This window comes from Pseudonocardia sp. NPDC046786 (assembly GCF_040645415.1).
In the GTDB taxonomy this organism is placed as follows: domain Bacteria; phylum Actinomycetota; class Actinomycetes; order Mycobacteriales; family Pseudonocardiaceae; genus Pseudonocardia; species Pseudonocardia kongjuensis.
In genome coordinates this window covers 276781-295964 of sequence record NZ_JBEYYF010000002.1, presented here as the reverse complement: position 1 = coordinate 295964, position 19184 = coordinate 276781, and the positions used below count along the sequence as shown (strand labels likewise).

18 protein-coding genes are annotated in these 19184 nt (G+C 73.7%); 6 read left to right on the top strand and 12 right to left on the bottom strand.

Annotated elements, in window-relative coordinates; all coding sequences use genetic code 11:
* Nucleotides 1-16: 16 nt before the first annotated feature.
* The 5 genes from ABZ881_RS03365 to ABZ881_RS03345 form a co-directional block, all read right to left on the bottom strand.
* Entirely contained in the window at nt 17-304 is a 288-nt protein-coding gene (locus ABZ881_RS03365) for a hypothetical protein (protein WP_358481452.1), read from the bottom strand.
* A 95-nt stretch (nt 305-399) separates the two neighbouring features.
* Nucleotides 400-2010, bottom strand: coding sequence for a phosphoglycerate dehydrogenase (serA, locus tag ABZ881_RS03360; RefSeq protein WP_358481450.1), 1611 nt, complete (start codon nt 2008-2010; stop codon nt 400-402).
* 290 nt (nt 2011-2300) lie between these two features.
* Nucleotides 2301-3305: a ketol-acid reductoisomerase gene (gene ilvC, locus ABZ881_RS03355; protein WP_358481448.1), complete on the bottom strand. Its 1005-nt coding sequence runs from the start codon at nt 3303-3305 to the stop codon at nt 2301-2303.
* A 42-nt stretch (nt 3306-3347) separates the two neighbouring features.
* Nucleotides 3348-3857 (bottom strand): acetolactate synthase small subunit, encoded by a 510-nt coding sequence (gene ilvN / locus ABZ881_RS03350; protein WP_344027366.1) that lies wholly within the window; start codon nt 3855-3857, stop codon nt 3348-3350.
* On the bottom strand, nt 3854-5848 hold the full coding sequence (locus ABZ881_RS03345; protein WP_358481446.1) for an acetolactate synthase large subunit: 1995 nt from the start codon (nt 5846-5848) through the stop codon (nt 3854-3856). The genes ilvN and ABZ881_RS03345 overlap by 4 nt, the downstream gene beginning before the upstream one ends.
* 264 nt (nt 5849-6112) lie before the next feature.
* Here ABZ881_RS03345 and ABZ881_RS03340 point away from each other — a divergent pair, with 264 nt between their 5' ends.
* From ABZ881_RS03340 to ABZ881_RS03325, 4 genes are all read left to right on the top strand, one after another.
* A complete protein-coding gene (locus tag ABZ881_RS03340) occupies nt 6113-6631 on the top strand; it encodes a PH domain-containing protein (protein WP_358481445.1) in 519 nt (172 codons plus the stop codon).
* A 55-nt stretch (nt 6632-6686) separates the two neighbouring features.
* Nucleotides 6687-7007: a hypothetical protein gene (locus ABZ881_RS03335; RefSeq protein WP_358481444.1), complete on the top strand. Its 321-nt coding sequence runs from the start codon at nt 6687-6689 to the stop codon at nt 7005-7007.
* Between the two features lie 198 nt (nt 7008-7205).
* Entirely contained in the window at nt 7206-9047 is a 1842-nt protein-coding gene (ilvD, locus tag ABZ881_RS03330) for a dihydroxy-acid dehydratase (RefSeq protein ID WP_358481442.1), read from the top strand.
* 8 nt (nt 9048-9055) lie between these two features.
* Entirely contained in the window at nt 9056-10039 is a 984-nt protein-coding gene (locus tag ABZ881_RS03325; RefSeq protein ID WP_358481441.1) for an aldo/keto reductase, read from the top strand.
* Between the two features lie 9 nt (nt 10040-10048).
* On the opposite strand, the gene ABZ881_RS03320 is transcribed toward ABZ881_RS03325, so the two are convergent.
* From ABZ881_RS03320 to ABZ881_RS03310, 3 genes are all read right to left on the bottom strand, one after another.
* Nucleotides 10049-10981, bottom strand: a complete 933-nt coding sequence (locus ABZ881_RS03320) for a phosphotransferase (protein ID WP_358481439.1) — start codon at nt 10979-10981, stop codon at nt 10049-10051.
* Entirely contained in the window at nt 10978-11583 is a 606-nt protein-coding gene (locus ABZ881_RS03315; RefSeq protein WP_358481437.1) for a DoxX family protein, read from the bottom strand. Before ABZ881_RS03315 ends, ABZ881_RS03320 begins: the two co-directional genes overlap by 4 nt.
* Nucleotides 11584-11645: 62 nt before the next feature.
* On the bottom strand, nt 11646-12563 hold the full coding sequence (locus tag ABZ881_RS03310; protein WP_358481436.1) for a 2-hydroxyacid dehydrogenase: 918 nt from the start codon (nt 12561-12563) through the stop codon (nt 11646-11648).
* Between the two features lie 55 nt (nt 12564-12618).
* Here ABZ881_RS03310 and ABZ881_RS03305 point away from each other — a divergent pair, with 55 nt between their 5' ends.
* A complete protein-coding gene (locus ABZ881_RS03305; RefSeq protein ID WP_358481435.1) occupies nt 12619-13731 on the top strand; it encodes a glucose dehydrogenase in 1113 nt (370 codons plus the stop codon).
* 69 nt (nt 13732-13800) lie between these two features.
* On the opposite strand, the gene gatB is transcribed toward ABZ881_RS03305, so the two are convergent.
* From gatB to gatC, 3 genes are read right to left on the bottom strand one after another with little or no spacing between them, the layout of a single operon-like run.
* Nucleotides 13801-15306 (bottom strand): Asp-tRNA(Asn)/Glu-tRNA(Gln) amidotransferase subunit GatB, encoded by a 1506-nt coding sequence (gene gatB / locus ABZ881_RS03300; RefSeq protein WP_358481433.1) that lies wholly within the window; start codon nt 15304-15306, stop codon nt 13801-13803.
* A complete protein-coding gene (gatA, locus tag ABZ881_RS03295; protein ID WP_358481431.1) occupies nt 15303-16820 on the bottom strand; it encodes an Asp-tRNA(Asn)/Glu-tRNA(Gln) amidotransferase subunit GatA in 1518 nt (505 codons plus the stop codon). Before gatA ends, gatB begins: the two co-directional genes overlap by 4 nt.
* On the bottom strand, nt 16817-17140 hold the full coding sequence (gatC, locus tag ABZ881_RS03290; RefSeq protein ID WP_344027345.1) for an Asp-tRNA(Asn)/Glu-tRNA(Gln) amidotransferase subunit GatC: 324 nt from the start codon (nt 17138-17140) through the stop codon (nt 16817-16819). The genes gatA and gatC overlap by 4 nt, the downstream gene beginning before the upstream one ends.
* A gap of 384 nt (nt 17141-17524) precedes the next feature.
* On the opposite strand from gatC, the gene ABZ881_RS03285 reads away from it, so the two are divergent.
* Nucleotides 17525-18181 carry an amino acid-binding protein gene (locus ABZ881_RS03285; RefSeq protein ID WP_358481428.1) on the top strand — a complete coding sequence of 219 codons (657 nt, stop codon included), beginning with the start codon at nt 17525-17527 and terminating at the stop codon, nt 18179-18181.
* Nucleotides 18182-18266: 85 nt separating this feature from the next.
* On the opposite strand, the gene ABZ881_RS03280 is transcribed toward ABZ881_RS03285, so the two are convergent.
* On the bottom strand, nt 18267-18986 hold the full coding sequence (locus ABZ881_RS03280; RefSeq protein WP_358481426.1) for a 3-keto-5-aminohexanoate cleavage protein: 720 nt from the start codon (nt 18984-18986) through the stop codon (nt 18267-18269).
* Between the last annotated feature and the right edge of the window lie 198 nt (nt 18987-19184).

Genomic DNA, 19184 nt, shown 5'->3' with positions numbered 1-19184 from the left:
ACGACCGGCCGGGCCGCTACCGCCCGGCCCCGCACGGCTCCGGGGTGGCCTGCCGGGCGGCGAGCGCCCGGCGCGCCCGCAGCCGGCCCGGGACCTCGATCAGGACGGCCAGCCCGGCGACGACCAGGGCGAGGCCGGGGCCGATGGTCATCGTCGCCGACGGCGGCCCGGTGATCACCGACTCGACGGCGACCACCCCCGGCACCGTCAGCGTGATGCCGGTCACGAAGGCGATCAGGAACATCAGCACCAGTGCGACCGCGACCCCCGTCGCGGACAGCAGCACCGTTCTCACCAGCCACATCGCGCATCCCCCCATCCCGTGCGCGGGCCGACACGATCCCACACCGGAGCGGCGTGTGCACCGCCGAACGGCGGGCACCGCCGCGGGCCCCCGGCTCAGCCGTCGAAGGAGATGAGCCGGATGGTGCGGGCCCCGACCGAGGCGCCGATCGGCTCCAGCACCGCCGGGTCGATGTGCCGGTCCACCCGCAGCAGCATGACCGCGTCGGTGCCCTCGGTGGTCTGCGAGATCTGCGCCGCCTCGATGTTCACCGCGGCCTCCCCGAGCAGCGAGCCGACCCGGCCCATCACGCCCGGCCGGTCGGCGTACTCCAGCAGCACGACCTCGCCCTCGGCGCGCAGGTCGAAGTGCCGCCCGTTGATCTCGACCAGCTTCTGCACCTCGGCCCGCCCGGTGAGGGTGCCGGAGACGGTGATCGACTCGCCGTCGGGCATGGCGCCGCGCAACTGCACGACGGAGCGGTGGTTCGCGCTCTCCGGGGTGGTGGTGACCTCGACCGAGACGCCGCGGGCCTCGGCCAGCTGCGGCACGTTGACGAAGGTGACCTGGTCCTCCACGACGTGGGTGAACACGCCGCGCAGCGCGGCCAGCGCGAGCACCGAGACGTCCTCGCCGGCCAGCTCGCCCGCGACGTCGACGGTGACCGAGGTCGGCGTCCGCCCGGCGACGGCGTGCAGCGTGGTGCCCAGCTTCTGCACCAGCGGCAGCCACGGCCGGACCTCCTCACCGACGGTGCCGTGGACCTGCACGTTCACCGCGTCCGGTACGAACTCGCCGGCCAGCGCGAGCTGCACCGAGCGGGCGACGTCGGTGCCGGCCCGGTCCTGCGCCTCGGCGGTCGAGGCGCCCAGGTGCGGGGTGGCGACGACGTTCTCCAGCTCGAACAGCGGGCTGGAGGTGGTCGGCTCGCTGACGTAGACGTCGACGCCGGCGCCGCCGACGTGCCCGGACCGGACCGCCTCGGCGAGCGCGTCCTCGTCGACCAGGCCGCCGCGGGCGGCGTTCACGACGATCACGCCCGGCTTGGTGATCGCCAGCTGGTCCTTGCCGATCAGGCCCTGGGTCTCCGGGGTCTTCGGCAGATGGATCGAGATGAGATCGGCGGTGCGCAGCAGCTCGTCGAGCTCCAGCAGCTCGATACCGAGCTGCGCGGCGCGGGACGGCGCGATGTAGGGGTCGTAGGCGACCAGCCGGGTGCCGAACGCGGCCAGCCGCTGCGCGACCAGCTGCCCGATCTTGCCGAGCCCGACGATGCCGGCGACCTTGCCGTTGAGCTCCACCCCGCCGTAGGCCGAGCGCTTCCACTGGCCCTTGCGCAGCGCGGCGTCGGCGGCCGGGATGTGCCGGGCGGCGGCGAGCATCAGCGCGACCGCGTGCTCGGCGGCGGAGACGATGTTCGAGGTCGGCGCGTTCACGACGAGGACGCCGCGCGCGGTCGCCGCCGGGACGTCGACGTTGTCGAGGCCGACCCCGGCCCGGGCGACGACCTTCAGCCGCGTCGAGGCGGCGAGCGCCTCGGCGTCCACCTGGGTGGCGGACCGGACCAGCAGCGCGTCGGCGTCGGCGATCTCCTTCAGCAACGCCGGCCGGTCGGTGCCGTCGACGTGGCGGATCTCGACGTCCTCGCCCAGCAGCTCGACCGCGGAGGGCGCGAGCTTCTCGGCGAGCAGGACGACGGGACGGTTCTGGGTGGCGACGGTGCTCACGGTGTGACGGTGCTCCCCGGGTCGGGTCGTGCGGTGCCTGGCCGCGGCCCATCCTAGGCCGGGTCCGCCGTCCCGGCGGAACGACGTGAGCGGGGTCGTAGGGGTGATCCACACCGAGGGCCGGAATGCACGGAACCCCCGCCCGATGGTGACGGGCGGGGGTTCCGCATGCCTGATCCCGAGTGGGTGCGCCCGGGCCCCAGGCGGGCGCGGACCGTGCGGTCCGCGGGCCTCATCCTGCCGGGTCGCCCCCGGCGGTGATCATCCGGCCCGGTGCACCGGGCCGGGCGTCACTTGGCCTTCTCGCCGACCCAGCTCATGAGGCCGCGCAGCTTCTCGCCGACCTGCTCGATCGGGTGCTCCTGGCCCTGCTGCTGCAGCTTGGTGAAGTTCGGACGGCCGTTCTCGTCCTCGGCCACCCACTCCCGCGCGAAGGTCCCGTCCTGGACCTCCTTGAGGATCGCCTCCATGTTCTTCTTCACCTCGGGTGTGATCACCCGCGGGCCGCGGGTGAGGTCGCCGTACTCCGCGGTGTCGGAGATGGAGAAGCGCTCGTTGGCGATGCCGCCCTCGTACATGAGGTCGACGATCAGCTTGAGCTCGTGCAGGCACTCGAAGTAGGCGATCTCCGGGGCGTAACCGGCCTCGGTGAGCACCTCGAACCCGGTCTGCACCAGGGCGGCGGCACCGCCGCAGAGCACGGCCTGCTCGCCGAACAGGTCGGTCTCGGTCTCCTCCTTGAAGGTGGTCTCGATGACGCCCGCGCGGGCGCCGCCGATCCCGGCCGCGTAGGAGAGCGCGAGCGCCTTGGCGTTGCCGGTCGGGTCCTGCTCGACGGCGATCAGGGCGGGGACGCCCTTGCCGTCGACGAACTGGCGGCGGACCAGGTGGCCGGGACCCTTCGGGGCGACCATCGCGACGTCCACGTTCGCCGGGGGCCTGATCAGCTCGTAGCGGATGTTGAAGCCGTGCCCGAAGAACAGCGCGTCGCCGTCGTTCAGGTTGGGCTCGATGTCCTGGGTGTAGATGGTGCGCTGCTTGGTGTCCGGCGCCAGCACCATGATCAGGTCGGCCCAGGCGGACACCTCGGCCGGGGTGCCGACCTCGAGGCCCTCGTCGGCGGCCTTCTGCCGGGACTTCGAGCCCTCCGGCAGACCGATCTTCACCTCGACCCCGGAGTCACGCAGGGACAGCGAGTGGGCGTGTCCCTGGGAGCCGTAGCCGATCACGGCGACCTTCCGGCCCTGGATGATCGACAGGTCGGCGTCGGCGTCGTAGTAGATGTTGACACTCATGACTCTGGGACGGTTCCTCTCGGAGGGGTGTGTGACGTCTGTCTAGCGGACGGAGGCCGCGGTGATGGAGCGGGGGCCGCGGCCCACCGCGACCATCCCGGACTTGACCATCTCGCGGATTCCGTAGGGCTCCAGCATCCGGAGCAGGGCGCCGAGCTTGTCGGCGGTGCCGGTGGCCTCGACCGTGACGGCCTCCGGGGACACGTCGACGACCTTCGCCCGGAACAGCTGGACGGTCTCGAGCACCTGGCTGCGCACGGTCGCGTCGGCCCTGACCTTGACCAGCAGCAGCTCGCGCTGCACCGAGGCGTCCGGCTCCAGCTCGACGATCTTGATGACGTGCACGAGCTTGTTCAGCTGCTTGGTGACCTGCTCCATCGGGAGCTCGTCGACCTCGACCACGATCGTCATCCGGGAGATGTCCGGGTGCTCGGTCGGGCCGACCGCCAGCGAGTTGATGTTGAAGCCGCGGCGGGAGAACAGGCCGGAGACCCGGGCCAGGACACCGGGCTTGTCCTCGACGAGGACCGACAGGGTGTGCAGCTCGCTCATCGGTCGTTCTCCGCCTCGGACAGGGCCTTCTCGGTGTCGATGCTCGCTCCGCCTGCGCTGCGCGAGGTCACATCCGCGACCTCGTCGACCGACGCCGCCAGCTCGTCGTTGTCGAACTCGGGCCGGATGTCGCGGGCGACCTTGATCTCATCGTTGCTGGTGCCCGCGGCGACCATCGGCCAGACCTGCGCGTCGGCGCCGACCACGAACTCGACGACGACCGGCCGGTCGTCGATCTCCATCGCCTGGTGGATGACCCGGTCGACGTCCTCCTTCGACTCGACCCGCAGCCCCACGCAGCCCATCGCCTCGGCCAGCATCGGGAAGTCCGGGATGCGCAGCTTGTGCGTGTTGAGATCGGTGTTGGAGTAGCGCTCGCCGTAGAACAGGTTCTGCCACTGGCGGACCATGCCCAGGTTGCCGTTGTTGATCACGGCGACCTTGATCGGGATGCCCTCGATGGCGCAGGTGGCGAGCTCCTGGTTGGTCATCTGGAAGCAGCCGTCGCCGTCGATGCACCACACGACGGTGTCCGGCTCGCCGACCTTGGCGCCCATCGCGGCCGGGACCGCGTAGCCCATGGTGCCGAGCCCGCCCGAGTTGAGCCAGGTGCGCGGCTTCTCGTAGCGGACGAACTGGGCGGCCCACATCTGGTGCTGGCCGACGCCGGCGGTGTAGATCGCGTCCGGGCCGGCGATGGCGCCGATCCGCTCGATCACGAACTCCGGCGAGAGCGCACCGTCGGCCGGCTCGGTCCAGCCGAGCGGGTACCGGTCGCGCAGCCCGCCGACCTGCCGCCACCAGGCGGTCAGGTCCGGCTCGCCGTGCTGGGCGCGGTCGGCCCGGACCGCCTCGATCAGCTCGGTCAGGACCTCCTTGCAGTCCCCGACGATCGGCACGTCGGCCCGCCGGTTCTTGGAGATCTCGGCCGGGTCGATGTCGGCGTGCACGACCTTCGCGTCCGGGGCGAAGCTCTCCAGCTTGCCGGTGACCCGGTCGTCGAACCGGGCCCCGAGCGCGACCAGCAGGTCGGACCGCTGCATCGAGGCGACCGCGGCGACGGTGCCGTGCATGCCCGGCATGCCCAGGTGCTGCGGGTGGCTGTCCGGGAAGACGCCGCGGGCCATCAGGGTGGTGACGACCGGCGCACCGGTCAGCTCCGCCAGCTCCTTCAGCTCCGCCGACGCCTCCGCCTTGAGCACGCCGCCGCCGACGTAGAGCACCGGCTTGCGGGACTCCCGGATCAGCCGGGCGGCCTCGCGGATCTGCTTGCCGTGCGGCCGGGTCGTCGGCCGGTAGCCGGGCAGCTGCAGCTCCGGGGGCCAGGAGAACGTGGTCTGCTCCTGCAGCACGTCCTTCGGGATGTCCACCAGGACCGGCCCGGGCCGGCCGGTGGACGCCAGGTGGAAGGCCTCGGCGATCGCGCGCGGGATCTCCGCGGCGTCGGTCACCAGCATGTTGTGCTTGGTCACCGGCAGGGTGATGCCGGTGATGTCGGCCTCCTGGAAGGCGTCGGTGCCGATCAGCGGCCGGGTCTGCTGACCGGTGATCGCGACCAGCGGCACCGAGTCCATGTGCGCGTCCGCGATCGGCGTGACCAGGTTCGTCGCGCCCGGGCCCGAGGTCGCCATGCAGACCCCGACCTTGCCGGTGGCCTGGGCGTAGCCGGTGGCGGCGTGCCCGGCGCCCTGCTCGTGCCGGACCAGGATGTGCCGCACCTTCGTCGAGTCGAGCAGCGGATCGTAGGCCGGGAGGATGGTGCCGCCCGGCAGCCCGAAGACCACCTCGCAGCCGATCTCCTCGAGCGAGCGCACCAGGGACTGGGCCCCGCTCATCGGCTCGTCGACGATCCGCGGGCCGGGCACCGTGGTGTCCGGGGTCACCGCGCCGTGGCTGCGGGGGGCCGGATCGGTGCGCGGCACGGTGGGCCGGCCCGGCGGCGGGCCGGGTTTCGGGCCGGGCGCGCCGGACCTGGAGTGGGCGGTGGTCATCTGGGTCTGCCTCGCTGGAGATCGTTGTCGATCAGATGCCGGACATGAAAAAACCCCCGCCGCCCGGAGGTCCGGGCTCCTGCGAGGGTGAGCGCGTCGTCGTGCCGTTCGAAGGAGTCGAACTCAGGCGGCGACGCGCCCGGGAAGTACGATGATTCGAACGTCGAACATGGTCCGACGCTAGCACGTGTCCCACGCGCGGCGTCAAACGGCCCCACCCGAGCGGGGCCGCGGGCGTCCGTCCGGCGGTGTCACACTGGAGTCGTGAGCAGCACCGACGACCGCGAGGCCGCCGAGACCGCCCCGGCCGGGGAGCCGACCCCCACCGCCGGGCCCGTCCAGCATGTGGACGTCGGCGTCGCCTACACACCCCGGGTCCGCGACGAGGGCCGCAAGGTCCGGGAGGGCACCCGCCGGCTGGTGCTGAAACCGTCCCGGCTGACCATCGTGGTGGCGCTGTTCGCCGCCGTCGGTGGCCTGCCGCTGTACTTCAGCGTGCCGTACTTCTGGCTGTTCCTGCTGGTGCCGGTCGCGGTGACGGTGTGGGTGCTGCGGATCCGCACCACGGTGGACCCGTCGACGGTGGCGGTGCGGACCCTCACCGGGTCGCGCACGGTCGCCTGGGACGAGGTGCGCGGCCTGCGCCTGGGGAAGCGGTCGTCGGTGAGCGCGGTGCTCTCCGGCGACGACGAGCTCGTGCTGCCCGCGGTGCACGTGCGGGACCTGCCCGCGCTGTCGGTCGCCTCCGGCGGGCGGTTCGCCGACCCGGTCGGCGAGGGCTGAGACCGGATCCGCCGTTCGGCCCCGCGGGCGCGGGCGGTGCCCTACCCTCGCCGCCATGTCGTCGCCCGGGATGGACCGCTCCGAGCTCGACCGCCGGGTGCGGCGGCAGGGCGCCGACATCGACGCCCTCTACGAGATCAGTACCCGGATCGAGGGCAAGGTCGACTCGGTGGACCGGCGGGTCGGTTCGGTGGAGGTCGGGCTGCAGGAGCTCAGCAGCTCCGTGGACCGGCGCTTCGACGGGATCGACCAGCGCTTCGACGGGATCGACCGACGCATCGAGGGTATGGACCAACGCTTCGACGGGGTCGACCGACGCCTCGACGGCATCGACTGCCAGCTCGAGGCGATCCTCACGATCCTCCGCGAGCGCTGAGGACGCTCCCCGGTACGCCAGCGCGCCCGCCCGTGGGCGTACCGTGGGGACGAACGGCACGTACGGAACCCCGGGCGTCGATCCGCCCGCCCGCGCGCGCCGCCCCGGGCCGGTGTGCCCCACCACCGCGACACCACTGCGACGTGCGCGCCCGCCCGGCCGCCCGCGCCGTCCAGAACACGTCTGGAGACCCACGACATGCCCGCCCTGCGCTCCCGCGTCACCACCCACGGCCGCAACGCCGCCGGAGCGCGCTCGCTCTGGCGCGCCACCGGCATGGGCGACGACGATTTCGGCAAGCCGATCGTCGCGATCGCCAACTCCTACACCCAGTTCGTGCCCGGCCACGTGCACCTCAAGGACATGGGTGACCTGGTCGCGAGCGCGATCGTGGAGGCGGGCGGGGTCGCCAAGGAGTTCAACACGATCGCCGTCGACGACGGCATCGCGATGGGCCACGGCGGGATGCTCTACTCGCTGCCCTCGCGCGAGATCATCGCCGACGCCGTCGAGTACATGGTGAACGGGCACGCCGCCGACGCGCTGGTCTGCATCTCGAACTGCGACAAGATCACCCCGGGGATGCTGAACGCCGCGATGCGGCTGAACATCCCGACCGTTTTCGTGTCCGGCGGCCCGATGGAGGCCGGCAAGGCGGTCGTCGTCGGCGGGGTCGCGCAGGCGCCGACCGACCTGATCACCGCGATCGCCGCGTCGGCGTCGTCCGCGGTGGACGACGCCGGGCTGGCCGAGGTCGAGCGGTCGGCCTGCCCGACCTGCGGGTCGTGCTCGGGGATGTTCACCGCGAACTCGATGAACTGCCTGACCGAGGCGCTCGGGCTGTCGCTGCCGGGCAACGGATCGACGCTGGCGACGCACGCCGCCCGCCGCGAGCTGTTCCTCGACGCCGGGCGCACCGTGATGGACCTGGCCACCCGCTGGTACCGCGACGACGACGCGTCCGCGCTGCCGCGCAACATCGCGACCCGCGAGGCGTTCGAGAACGCGATGGCGCTCGACGTCGCGATGGGCGGCTCGACGAACACCGTGCTGCACATCCTGGCCGCCGCGCAGGAGGGCGAGATCGACTTCGATCTCGCCGCGATCGACGCGGTCTCCCGCCGGGTGCCCTGCCTGAGCAAGGTCGCGCCGAACTCGGACTACCACATGGAGGACGTCCACCGGGCCGGCGGCATCCCGGCCCTGCTGGGCGAGCTGTGGCGCGCCGGGCTGCTCAACACCGGCGTGCACAGCGTGCACTCGCCGTCGCTGGAGCAGTGGCTCACCGAGTGGGACGTCCGGTCGTCGAACCCGTCGGAGCGGGCGGTCGAGCTCTATCACGCGGCCCCCGGCGGGGTCCGGACCACGCAGGCCTTCTCGACGGAGAACCGCTGGTCGTCCCTCGACACCGACGCCGCGGGCGGCTGCATCAGGGACATCGAGCACGCCTACTCCGCCGACGGTGGGCTGGCCGTGCTGCGCGGCAACCTGGCCCTCGACGGCGCGGTGATCAAAACCGCCGGGATCCCGGAGGACATCTGGGAGTTCGAGGGCCCGGCCGTCGTCCTGGAGAGCCAGGAGGACGCGGTATCGGCGATCCTGCGCAAGGACATCAAGCCCGGTGACGTGCTGGTGATCCGGTACGAGGGCCCGTCCGGCGGGCCGGGCATGCAGGAGATGCTGCACCCGACCGCGTTCCTCAAGGGCGCGGGGCTCGGCAAGGCGTGCGCGCTGATCACCGACGGCCGGTTCTCCGGTGGCTCGTCGGGCATCTCGGTCGGACACGTCTCCCCCGAGGCCGCCGCCGGCGGGACGATCGGGCTGGTGGAGAACGGCGACCGGGTCCGGCTCGACGTGCGCGCCCGCTCGCTGGAGCTGCTGATCGAGCCGGAGGTGCTCGCCGACCGGCGGGCCAAGATGGAGGCGTCCGAGCGACCGTGGCAGCCGGTGGACCGGCAGCGGACCGTGTCCAAGGCGCTGCGGGCGTACGCGCACATGGCGACCAGCGCCGACACCGGCGCCGTCCGCCGGGTCCCCTGAGCACCGGCATGGGCATCGGGACCCGCACGCTCGGGTCGCTGACGGTCTCAGCGCAGGGCCTGGGCTGCATGGGCATGAGCCAGGGCTACGGCGCGGGCGACGACACCGAGTCGATCGCGACGATCCACCGCGCGCTCGAGCTCGGCGTCACCCTGCTGGACACCGCGAACGTGTACGGCGGCGGCGCCAACGAGGAGCTCGTCGGCCGGGCGATCGCCGGTCGGCGGGACGAGGTGGTGCTGGCGACGAAGTTCGGGATCGTCCGCGACGCCGCCGGCAACCAGGCCGCGCAGGGCGACCCGGTCTACGTGCACCGCTGCATCGACGAGTCGCTTCGCCGGCTCGGGGTCGATCACGTCGACCTGTACTACCAGCATCGGATCGACCCGGACGTCCCGGTGGAGGACACCGTCGGCGCGCTCGTCGAGCTGATCGAGGCCGGCAAGATCAGGCACTACGGGCTGTCCGAGTGCAGCGCGGACACGGTCCGCCGTGCGCACGCCGTGCACCCGCCGGCCGCGGTGCAGTCCGAGTGGTCGCTGTGGACCCGCGGGATCGAGGACACCGTCGCACCGGCGTGTGCCGAGCTGGGCGTGGGTGTCGTGCCGTTCTCCCCGCTCGGGCGCGGCTTCCTGACCGGCGTGATCACCTCGCCCGGGCAGCTCGGCGAGGGTGACATGCGGCGCGGCATGCCGCGCTTCTCCGACGAGAACCTGGCCGCCAACCTGGCGATCGTGGACGCCCTGCGGGCCGTCGCCGAGCGCCGCGGGGCGACCGCCGGGCAGCTCGCGCTGGCCTGGGTGCAGGCCCGCGGCGAGCACGTCGTCCCGATCCCGGGAACGAAGCGGCGCCGCTACCTGGAGGAGAACGTCGCCGCCACGGAGCTGGAGCTCACCGCCGACGAGCTCGCCGAGATCGAGCGCGCGGCGCCGGCCGACGCGGTGGCCGGTGAGCGCTACCCGGCGCACCTGCAGCGCAACGTGGGTCGCTGATCCGGTCGTTCACCGGAGCCGTCGCCCACCCAGTGCGTCGTCGAGCTCGGCGAGCGCCGCGGACGCGACCCGGACCATCGAGCTGACCCTTTCCGGGCCCTGGTGGTCGGCGGCGAAGGGCAGGTACTGCAGGTGCGCCGCTAACCGGGCCCAGGCCGACTCGACGGCGACCATCGCGGGCGGGTCGGGCGCGCCGAGCGCGGCGTGCAGGGTGTCGCGGTACAGCTGCGGGACCGGCTCGGCCGGGGCGTCCGCGGGCCCGTCCGGTGGCGGCGCGGCGAGCACCACGGCGTCCAGCGACCCGGGTGCGACACGGGCGTTCCCCCAGTCCAGCAGCACGCTCCCGGACGGTCCGGTGTGGACGTTCCCGCGGTGCGCGTCGCCGTGGCAGAGCGTGCGGGCCAGCGCGGCGAGCGCGGTGGAGATCCGGTCGTCGGTCGCCCAGGTGCGGACGACGGCGTCCGCGTCGAGGTAGGCGTCCCGCCCCTGCGGGGTGCGGGCGGCGGCGGCCTGCAGGCCCACCGAGGCGAGTGCGCACAGCCGGCCCCACCAGGTCGGGTCGACGACCGGGACGCCGCGCGGCCGGTTCCGCCGCCAGTGCGCGTGCACCAGCGCCAGGGTGCGCCAGGCGTCGTCGGGGACCGGGGTGCCGGGGGGCAGCGGACCGCCGGGCTCGTGCGCGAGCACGATCCAGCCGTCGCCGGTGACCAGCAGCCGGGGCACCCGCACCGGGCCGTTGACGACGGCGACCGCACGCAGCGCCGCGACCTCCTCGGCACCGGCCGCCTTCAGCACCACCGACGAGCCGTCGTCCAGGTCGATCCGCTCGACCGCCGCCGAGGCGTAGCCGCCGGCCAGCGGTTCCCGGCCGACGACCCGCACCTTGTGCCGCAGCCGCGTCGCGAGCGGGCCCAGCCAGACGTCGTCGGGTGGTGCCGTCATCGACGCAGCACGAACAGGGCCAGCAGGGCGACCCCCACCCCGATGACGAGCGCGAGCACCGACCAGGGCAGCGGGCGGCGCTGGTAGGTGCGGCCCGCGTCGAGCGCGATCCGGCCGGCACCGGTGAACAGCAGCGCGGCGACACCGCCACCGAGCAGCAGGTGCAGCTCCAGGGAGTTCGGGCCGTCCGCGGCGAACAGCGGCACCACCGGGCCGTCCGGCCCGAGCGACAGCACGATCGCGACGATCTTGGTGGCGAGCAGCCCGGCCGCCGCGAACGGGGTGAGCAGGCCCAGGACCAGCAGCCCGCCGAGGACGAGCTGCCCGACGCCGAGCACCCAGGCCAGCGGCAGCGCGAACGCGGTGAACCCGAGTCCGTCGAGCGCCTCGGCGGTGCCGGTCGGGCCGAGCCCGCCGAACAGGCCGAACACCTTCTGCACGCCGTGCGCGACGAAGATCCCGCCGACCACGACGCGCAGGATCAACAGCCCGATGTCCGACGAGACGTGCGCCGGTACCGGCAACCGTTCCGGCCGTGTCCGCTCCGGCGGTTCGTCACCGGAGACACTGCCCCAGTCGTACTGCTGCGTGGGCCCGCTCATACCGCGGACCCTACCGGCGGGTGGGCTGCCCACCTGCGGGTTTCCCCCGGCGCGTCCCCTGACTAATAGGCCCCGGTGACCAGGTTCGGCGGCTCGTCACCGGCGGCGAACGCGGCCAGCTGCTCGGCCGCGACGCCGTACGCGCGGCGCATCGCCAGCGGGACGCTGCCCCCGACGTGCGGGGTGAGCAGCAGACCCGGCGCGGAGAACAGCGGATGCCCCTCGGGCAGCGGCTCCGGATCGGTCACGTCGACTGCGGCCCGCAGCCGGCCGGAGTTCAGCTCGGCGAGCAGCGCGTCGGTGTCGCACACCGGGCCGCGGGCACCGTTGACCAGCAGCGCGCCGTCCGGCATCGCGGCCAGGAACTCCGCGTCGACCATGCCGCGGGTCTCGTCGGTGAGCGGGACGATCAGCACCGTCGCGTCGTGCGCGGGCAGCAGCTGCGGCAGCTCGTCCCAGCCGTGCACGCCGTCCCGGGCGGTGCGGCCGACCAGGGTGGTCTCGACCTCGAACGGCTCAAGGCGGGCCCTGGTCTTCACCCCGACGTCGCCCGCACCGACGATCAGGATCTTCTTCCCGGCCAGCTCCTCGGTCTGGTGGTAGTCCCACACGCCGCGGTCCTGGGCGCGCACGAACCGGTCCAGGTGCCGGTAGACGGCCAGCAGCACCGACACCACCCACTCCGCGGTGGCGCCGCCGTGCGCGCCGCGGCCGTCGGACAGCGCGACGCCGTCGGGCAGCTTCCCGATCCACGCCTCGGCGCCCGCGGTGAGCAGCTGGACCAGCTCCAGCTGTGGCACCGCCTCGGTCAGCGCGATCGCGTCGGACGTCGCGAGGAACGGCGGGACCAGGACGCGGGCGGTGCCCGCCGCGTCGGGCAGCGGCTTCTCCGGGTCGTAGACGACGGGGCTCAACCCGTCCACCTCGGACAGGATCTCGGCTCCCTCGGCGTGCGGCACCAGAACGGTCACGGGGCTCATGGCTCCGGACCGTACTCACCCGGCGCTCACCTCGCCCCGCCTACCGTGGACCCCCGTGAACGTCCGCCTGCTGCTGACCGTCGCGGCGCTGCTCGTGCTCGTGACCGGTTGCGCGACGTTCCCGGACGAGGGTGCCCGGGACTGGCGGCCGCAGGCGGAGGGCGAGGGCGAGCTGGGCGGTCCGCCGCAGATCGCGCCGACCGAGCCGCCGCCGCCGACCGAGCCGGTGCCCGGCCCGCAGCAACAGCAGCAGGCGCCGCCGCCGGCCGGGCCGTGCGAGGACCCGGATCCGCAGGTGGTCGCGGCCTGCCTGGGCCCGGTCGGCGCGATCGCCGTGCTGCCCCCCGGCGACCAGGCGCTGGTCGCCGAGCGCCGGACCGGGCGGGTGCTGCAGGTGCGCCGCGGTGCGGACCCGGTGGAGATCGCGACCGTGCCGGTCGATCCGGCCACCGGGATCAACGGCCTGGTGCTCTCCCCCGGCTACGCCGAGGACCGGCTGGTCTACGTGCTCGCCGGCACCCCGGACGGCGGCCAGGTGCTGCGGATCGCGCCCGGCGAGCCGCCGAAGCCGGTGCTGACCGGGCTGCCGAACTCGGCGGGCGGCGGGCTCGCCGTCGACGACGCGCACCTGGTGGTGGCGACCGGGGCGGGCGATGGCCCGCTCGCCGGGGCGGTGCTGCGGATCGACACGCTCGGCCGTCCGGCGCCGGGGAACCCGGATCCCGCGTCACCGGTGCTGGCCCGCGGGCTCACCGCTCCGGGCGGGGTCTGCATCGATCCGGCGACGGACACCACCTGGGTGACCGACCGGGCCCCGACCCGCGACGTCCTGTACCGGGTCGGCGAGGGGACGCTCGGGGCGCCCGCCTGGACCTGGCCGGAACGGCCCGGCGTCGCGGGCTGCACGGTGCTGCCGGGCACGCTGGTCGTCGCCCAGTCCGGCGCCGAGGCGCTGTACCTGCTGACCCCGGGCCGCGACGGTGCCTTCACCGGCGACCCGAAACCGGTCCTGGAGGAGATCTACGGGGCGGTCGGCGAGGTCACCCGCGCCCCCGACGGGCTGCTCTGGCTCGGCACCGTCAACCGCGACGGCACGGCACCGGGCCGCACCGACGACCGGGTGGTGCGCATCCAGCCGCCCACCGGGGGCGGCGAGTCCGCGATCTGAGGGTTCGCACCCGGCCGCCCCGGTCCGCACCTGCTGCGGCGGGTGCGGACCGGGGCGACGGGGTGCGGGCTATGCCCCGACGCGCTCGACGACCAGCTCGCGCACGCGCTTGGCGTCGGCCTGGCCCTTCGTCGCCTTCATGACGGCGCCGACTATCGCCCCGGCCGCCTGGACCTTGCCGCCACGGATCTTCTCCGCGACGTCGGGCTGCGCGGCCAGCGCCGCGTCGACGGCGGCGATCAGCTCGCCCTCGTCGGACACGACCTTCAGCCCGCGGGCGGCGACGACCGCGTCCGGGTCGCCCTCGCCGTCCAGCACACCGTCGACGACCTGCCGGGCCAGCTTGTTGGTCAGCTCGCCGGCCCCGACCAGCTCGACCACCCGGGCCACCTGCTCGGGGGTGATCGCCAGCTCGCCGAGCTCGACGGAGCGGGCGTTCGCCTGCTGCGCGAGGTAGGACACCCACCACGAGCGGGCCTCCTGGGACGGCGCACCCGCGGCGACAGTCGCCTCGACCAGGTCGAGTGCACCGGCGTTGACCAGGTCGCGGATCTCCTCGTCGGAGATGCCCCACTCGTCCTGGATCCGGCGGCGCCGCTCCCAGGGCAGCTCGGGCAGGGTGCCGCGCAGCTCCTCGATCCACTCGGCGCTCGGCGCGATCGGGACCAGGTCGGGCTCCGGGAAGTACCGGTAGTCCTCCGAGGTCTCCTTGCGCCGCCCGGCCCGGGTGTGCCCGGTGGCCTCGTCGAAGTGCCGGGTCTCCTGGACGATCGCAGCCCCGGCGTCGAGCACGGCGGCCTGCCGGCCCATCTCGTGCCGGACGGCCCGCTCGACCGACCGCAGTGAGTTGACGTTCTTGGTCTCGGTGCGGGTGCCGAGTGTGCCGCTGCCCGCCGGGGACAGCGACAGGTTCACGTCGGCGCGCATCGAGCCCTGGTCCATCCGGACGTCGGAGACGCCGAGCGAGGAGATCAGGTCGCGCAGCGCGGTGACGTAGGCGCGGGCCACCTCCGGGGCGCGGGCGCCGGTGTCCGGGATCATCTTCGTGACGATCTCGATCAGCGGGACGCCGGCCCGGTTGTAGTCGAGCAGCGAGTGGTCGGCGCCGTGGATCCGGCCGTCCGCACCGCCCACATGCAGCGACTTGCCGGTGTCCTCCTCCATGTGCGCCCGCTCGATCCCGATCCGGACGACCTCGCCGTCGTCCAGGGTGAGATCCAGGAACCCGTCGACGGCGATCGGCTCGTCGTACTGGGAGGTCTGGAAATTCTTCGGCATGTCCGGGTAGAAGTAGTTCTTCCGGGCGAACCGGCCCCACGGCGCGATCGAGCAGTTCAGCGCCAGGCCGATCCGGATCGCCGACTCCACGGCGGCCCGGTTGACCACCGGCAGCGCGCCGGGCAGGCCGAGGCAGACCGGGCAGACCTGGGTGTTCGGCTCGGCGCCGAAACCGGTCGGGCAGCCGCAGAACATCTTGGTGGCGGTGGACAGCTCTACGTGCACCTCGATGCCGAGCACCGGATCGAAGCGGGCCACGACGTCGTCGAAGTCCACGAGCTCGATGGACGCGGTCATGCGGTCACCCCTGCAACCTCCGGGACCCGAGCGATCAGCGGGCCACCCTCGTCGGCGTCGCGGGCGGCCTCGAACGCCGCCCCGACGCGGTACATCACGGCCTCACCGAGCGCGGGCGCCATGATCTGCAGCCCGGTGGGCAGGCCGTCGGAGAGGCCCGACGGCACCGACATCCCGGCCACCCCGGCCAGGTTGGTCGGGATGGTGGCCAGGTCGTTGAGGTACATGGCCAGCGGATCGTCGACCTTGTCCCCGATCGGGAACGGCACGGTCGGTGTGGTCGGCGAGACCAGCACGTCGGCCTGGGCGAACGCGGTGTCGAAGTCCCGGCTGATCAGCGTGCGGACCTTCTGCGCTTGGCCGTAGTAGGCGTCGTAGTAGCCGCTCGACAGCGCGTAGGTGCCGAGCATGATCCGCCGCTTCACCTCGGGTCCGAAGCCCTGCTCGCGGGTGTTGGCCATGACCTCCTCCGCGGACTTCCCTTCCACGGCGCGCAGGCCGTAGCGCATGGCGTCGAACCGGGCCAGGTTCGACGACACCTCGCTGGGCAGGATCAGGTAGTAGGCGGCCATGCCGTACTCGAAGTGCGGGCAGGACACCTCGACCAGCTCGGCGCCGAGCTTCTCCAGCCGGCGCAGCGACGCATCGTAGGCGGCGCGGACGCCCGGCTGGTAGCCCTCGCCGCCCAGCTCCCGGACGACGCCGACGCGCAGCCCGGACAGGTCACCGGTGGCGCCCAGCTTCGCGGCCTCGACGACGGCCGGGACCGGCCGGTCGATCGAGGTGGAGTCGCGCGGGTCGTGCCCGCCGATGACCTCGTGCAGCAGCGCCGCGTCGAGCACGGTGCGGGCGCACGGCCCGCCCTGGTCCAGCGACGACGCGCAGGCCACCAGCCCGTAGCGGGACACCTGACCGTAGGTGGGCTTGACGCCGACGGTGCCGGTGAAGGCGGCCGGCTGGCGGATCGAGCCGCCGGTGTCGGTGCCGATCGCCAGCGGCGCCTGGTACGCGGCGAGCGCCGCCGCGGAGCCGCCGCCGGAGCCGCCCGGCACCCGGCTGGTGTCCCAGGGGTTGCGGGTGACGCCGTAGGCGGAGTGCTCGGTGGAGGAGCCCATCGCGAACTCGTCCATGTTGGTCTTGCCCAGGACGGTGATCCCGGCGGCGCGCAGCCGTTCGGTGACGGTCGCGTCGTACGGCGGCTGCCAGCCCTCGAGGATCTTCGAGCCGCAGGTGGTGGGCATGTCGGAGGTCGTGAAGACGTCCTTGAGCGCCAGCGGCACCCCGGCCAGCGGGGAGGCGGCCTCCCCGGCGGCGAGCGCGGCGTCGGTGCGCTGCGCGGCAGCCAGTGCGGACTCGGCCCCGACGTGCAGGAAGGCGTGCACCCCGGTGTCACCGCCGTCGACGGCGGCGATCCGGTCCAGGTGCGCCTGCGCGGCCTCGACCGCGGACACCTCCCGGGAGTGGATCTTCCCGGCCAGCTCGGCCGCGGTCAGCCGGATCAGCTCACTGCTCATGCCTCCTCCCCCAGGATCCGCGGCACCCGGAAGCGTCCGTCCTCGGCGGCCGGTGCCCCGGCGAGCGCCTGCTCCTGGGTGAGGCCGGGGCGGACCTCGTCGGGCCGGAAGACGTTCTCCAGCGGCACGGCGTGCGAGGTCGGCGGGATGTCGTCGGCGGCGACCTCCCCGACCCGCGCCACCGAGCCGATGATCACGTCGAGCTGGCCGGCGAAGACGTCCAGCTCCTGCTCGGTGACGGCCAGGCGGGCCAGCCGGGCGAGGTGCGCGACCTCGTCCCGGGTGATGGCCCCGCCTGCTGCGGGGGAATCGGTGGTCATGCCCCTCCTCGGGATGGTTCTGGCTCGCGGGCCCGGGGCGGATCCGGATGCGCGGGTCCCGTCCGGCGCAGCGACGACGGTGTTGCGACCGCGGTGGGGCGGCCCGCCCGGAACACCACCCGACACGTCCGCGACGGACGCGTGCGCCGGTGTGCGGCCAAGTCTATTCCCGCCGGTCCGGCGGCCGACCGCCCCCCGGTGACCGGCCCCGCGGGTGGTGCGGGGCGGGGAGATGATGACCGGGCGGGGGCCCGGATGGCAGGATCACTGTTCCCGCCCGGAACCCTCCGCGCCCCCAGTCGCGGACGGTCACGGCCTCGCCGCCGCGGTGCGGGTGCACCGGCATGCCACCAGGGCGTCCGAGCAGAGGGAGAGGATCCGTTCGTGTCGTTCCTGCTCCGGGTCATCCTCCCGGACAAGCCCGGAAACCTCGGGGCCGTCGCCTCCGCCCTCGGCGGGGCCGGAGCGGACATCCTCAGCGTGGACGTCGTCGAGCGCAGCGACGGGCAGGCGGTCGACGACATCGCCGTCGAGCTGTCCGCGCACCGCCCGCCGGACGTGCTGATCACCGCGGCGGAGTCGGTGCCGGGTGTCGTGGTCGAGTCGGTGCGCCCGCACACCGGGCAGCTGGACACGCACCGCGAGCTGGAGCTGCTGGACGAGATCGCCGGTGCCCCGGGGCACGGGCTCGACCTGCTCGCCGCGGAGGTCCCTCGGCTGTTCCGGGCCGGCTGGGCGCTGGTCGCGGTCAGTGAGGACGGCCGGTCCTACCGGATCGCGGAGAGCTCCGCCGCACCCGAGACCCGCACCGGCGACCTGCCGTGGCTGCCGCTGGACCGGGCGATCGCGCTCGACGAGCGGCACTGGGTGCCGGAGCCCTGGCGGGCGATGGACACCGAGCTGGCGGCTGCGCCGTTCGGATCGGGCGTGCCGCCGAAGACGCTGGTGGTGGGGCGGCCGGGTGGCCCGGTGTTCCGGCCCTCCGAGCTGGCCCGGCTGGCGCACCTGGCCGGGATAGTCGCCACCGTCCTCAAAGTCTGACGCCCGGGCCACACACCCCATGGCCTCGCCGCACACCTGCTGCGACGGGTGTGCGGCAGGGCCACGGGGTGTGTGCCGGCGGCGCTCAGACCCGGATCGACAGCGCGGTGCGGACCAGGTCGTCGTTGCCGGTGGCCAGCCAGCCGTCCGGCCGGACCAGGACGTCCTCGAAGCCGATCCGGGTGTCGATGTTGACCCGGGTCGCGTACTCCAGCACCGGCCAGGCGCCCTCCTCCTCGCCGTGCAGCAGCACGGGGACGGGCGGCTGGCCGAGCGCGCGCAGGATCCGGATGCCCTCGGCGACGGCGGTCTCCGGATCGACGACGGTGGACTCCGCGATCACCCGGCGGGTGCCCGGCGGGAGGCCGTTCTGGCGCAGGGTCACCGCGTCGCCGCTGGTCCAGACGCCCAGCTCGACGGCGATGCCGACCGACCAGGCGGCCCGGCACACGTCGGTCCAGCCCAGCTCGTGCACGTTGACGCCGCACACGTCGGGCTTGCCGGAGCCGAGCCGGCCCCAGGTCAGCACGGTCGCCACCCGGTCGGCCGGGTCCGGCTGGATCCAGCGGCCGGTCGGCACGCCGACCTCGATGCCGGGCGCCTCCTGGCGGATCAGCGCCACGACGTCGCCGACCACGGCGGGCTCGATCGTCTCCAGCCCGTCGTCGTCGCGCGGGTGGACGTGCACCGAGGTGACGCCGAGCCGGGCGACCGCGCGGGCGTCGCGGGCCAGGTGGCGCGGCAGCACCGGGAGGGCCGGATGGGCATCCGCCGGTCGTGACCCGTTGAGCGCCGCCTGCAACACCGTGTTCCTCCGCTTCGATCCGTCGCCGGTCCGTATCGGACCGACGGACCGAGACTAGGTGGTCGTCCGCGGACGACGGCGCCCGGACGCGCCACGCACCGGGTGACGTCGCCGTCCGGCAGGACCCCCGCGCCGGGCGGACACGCGCGGTGATCGAGCGGCCACCCTCGGGCGCGTCGGGTGTCGCCTGTGCTGCCA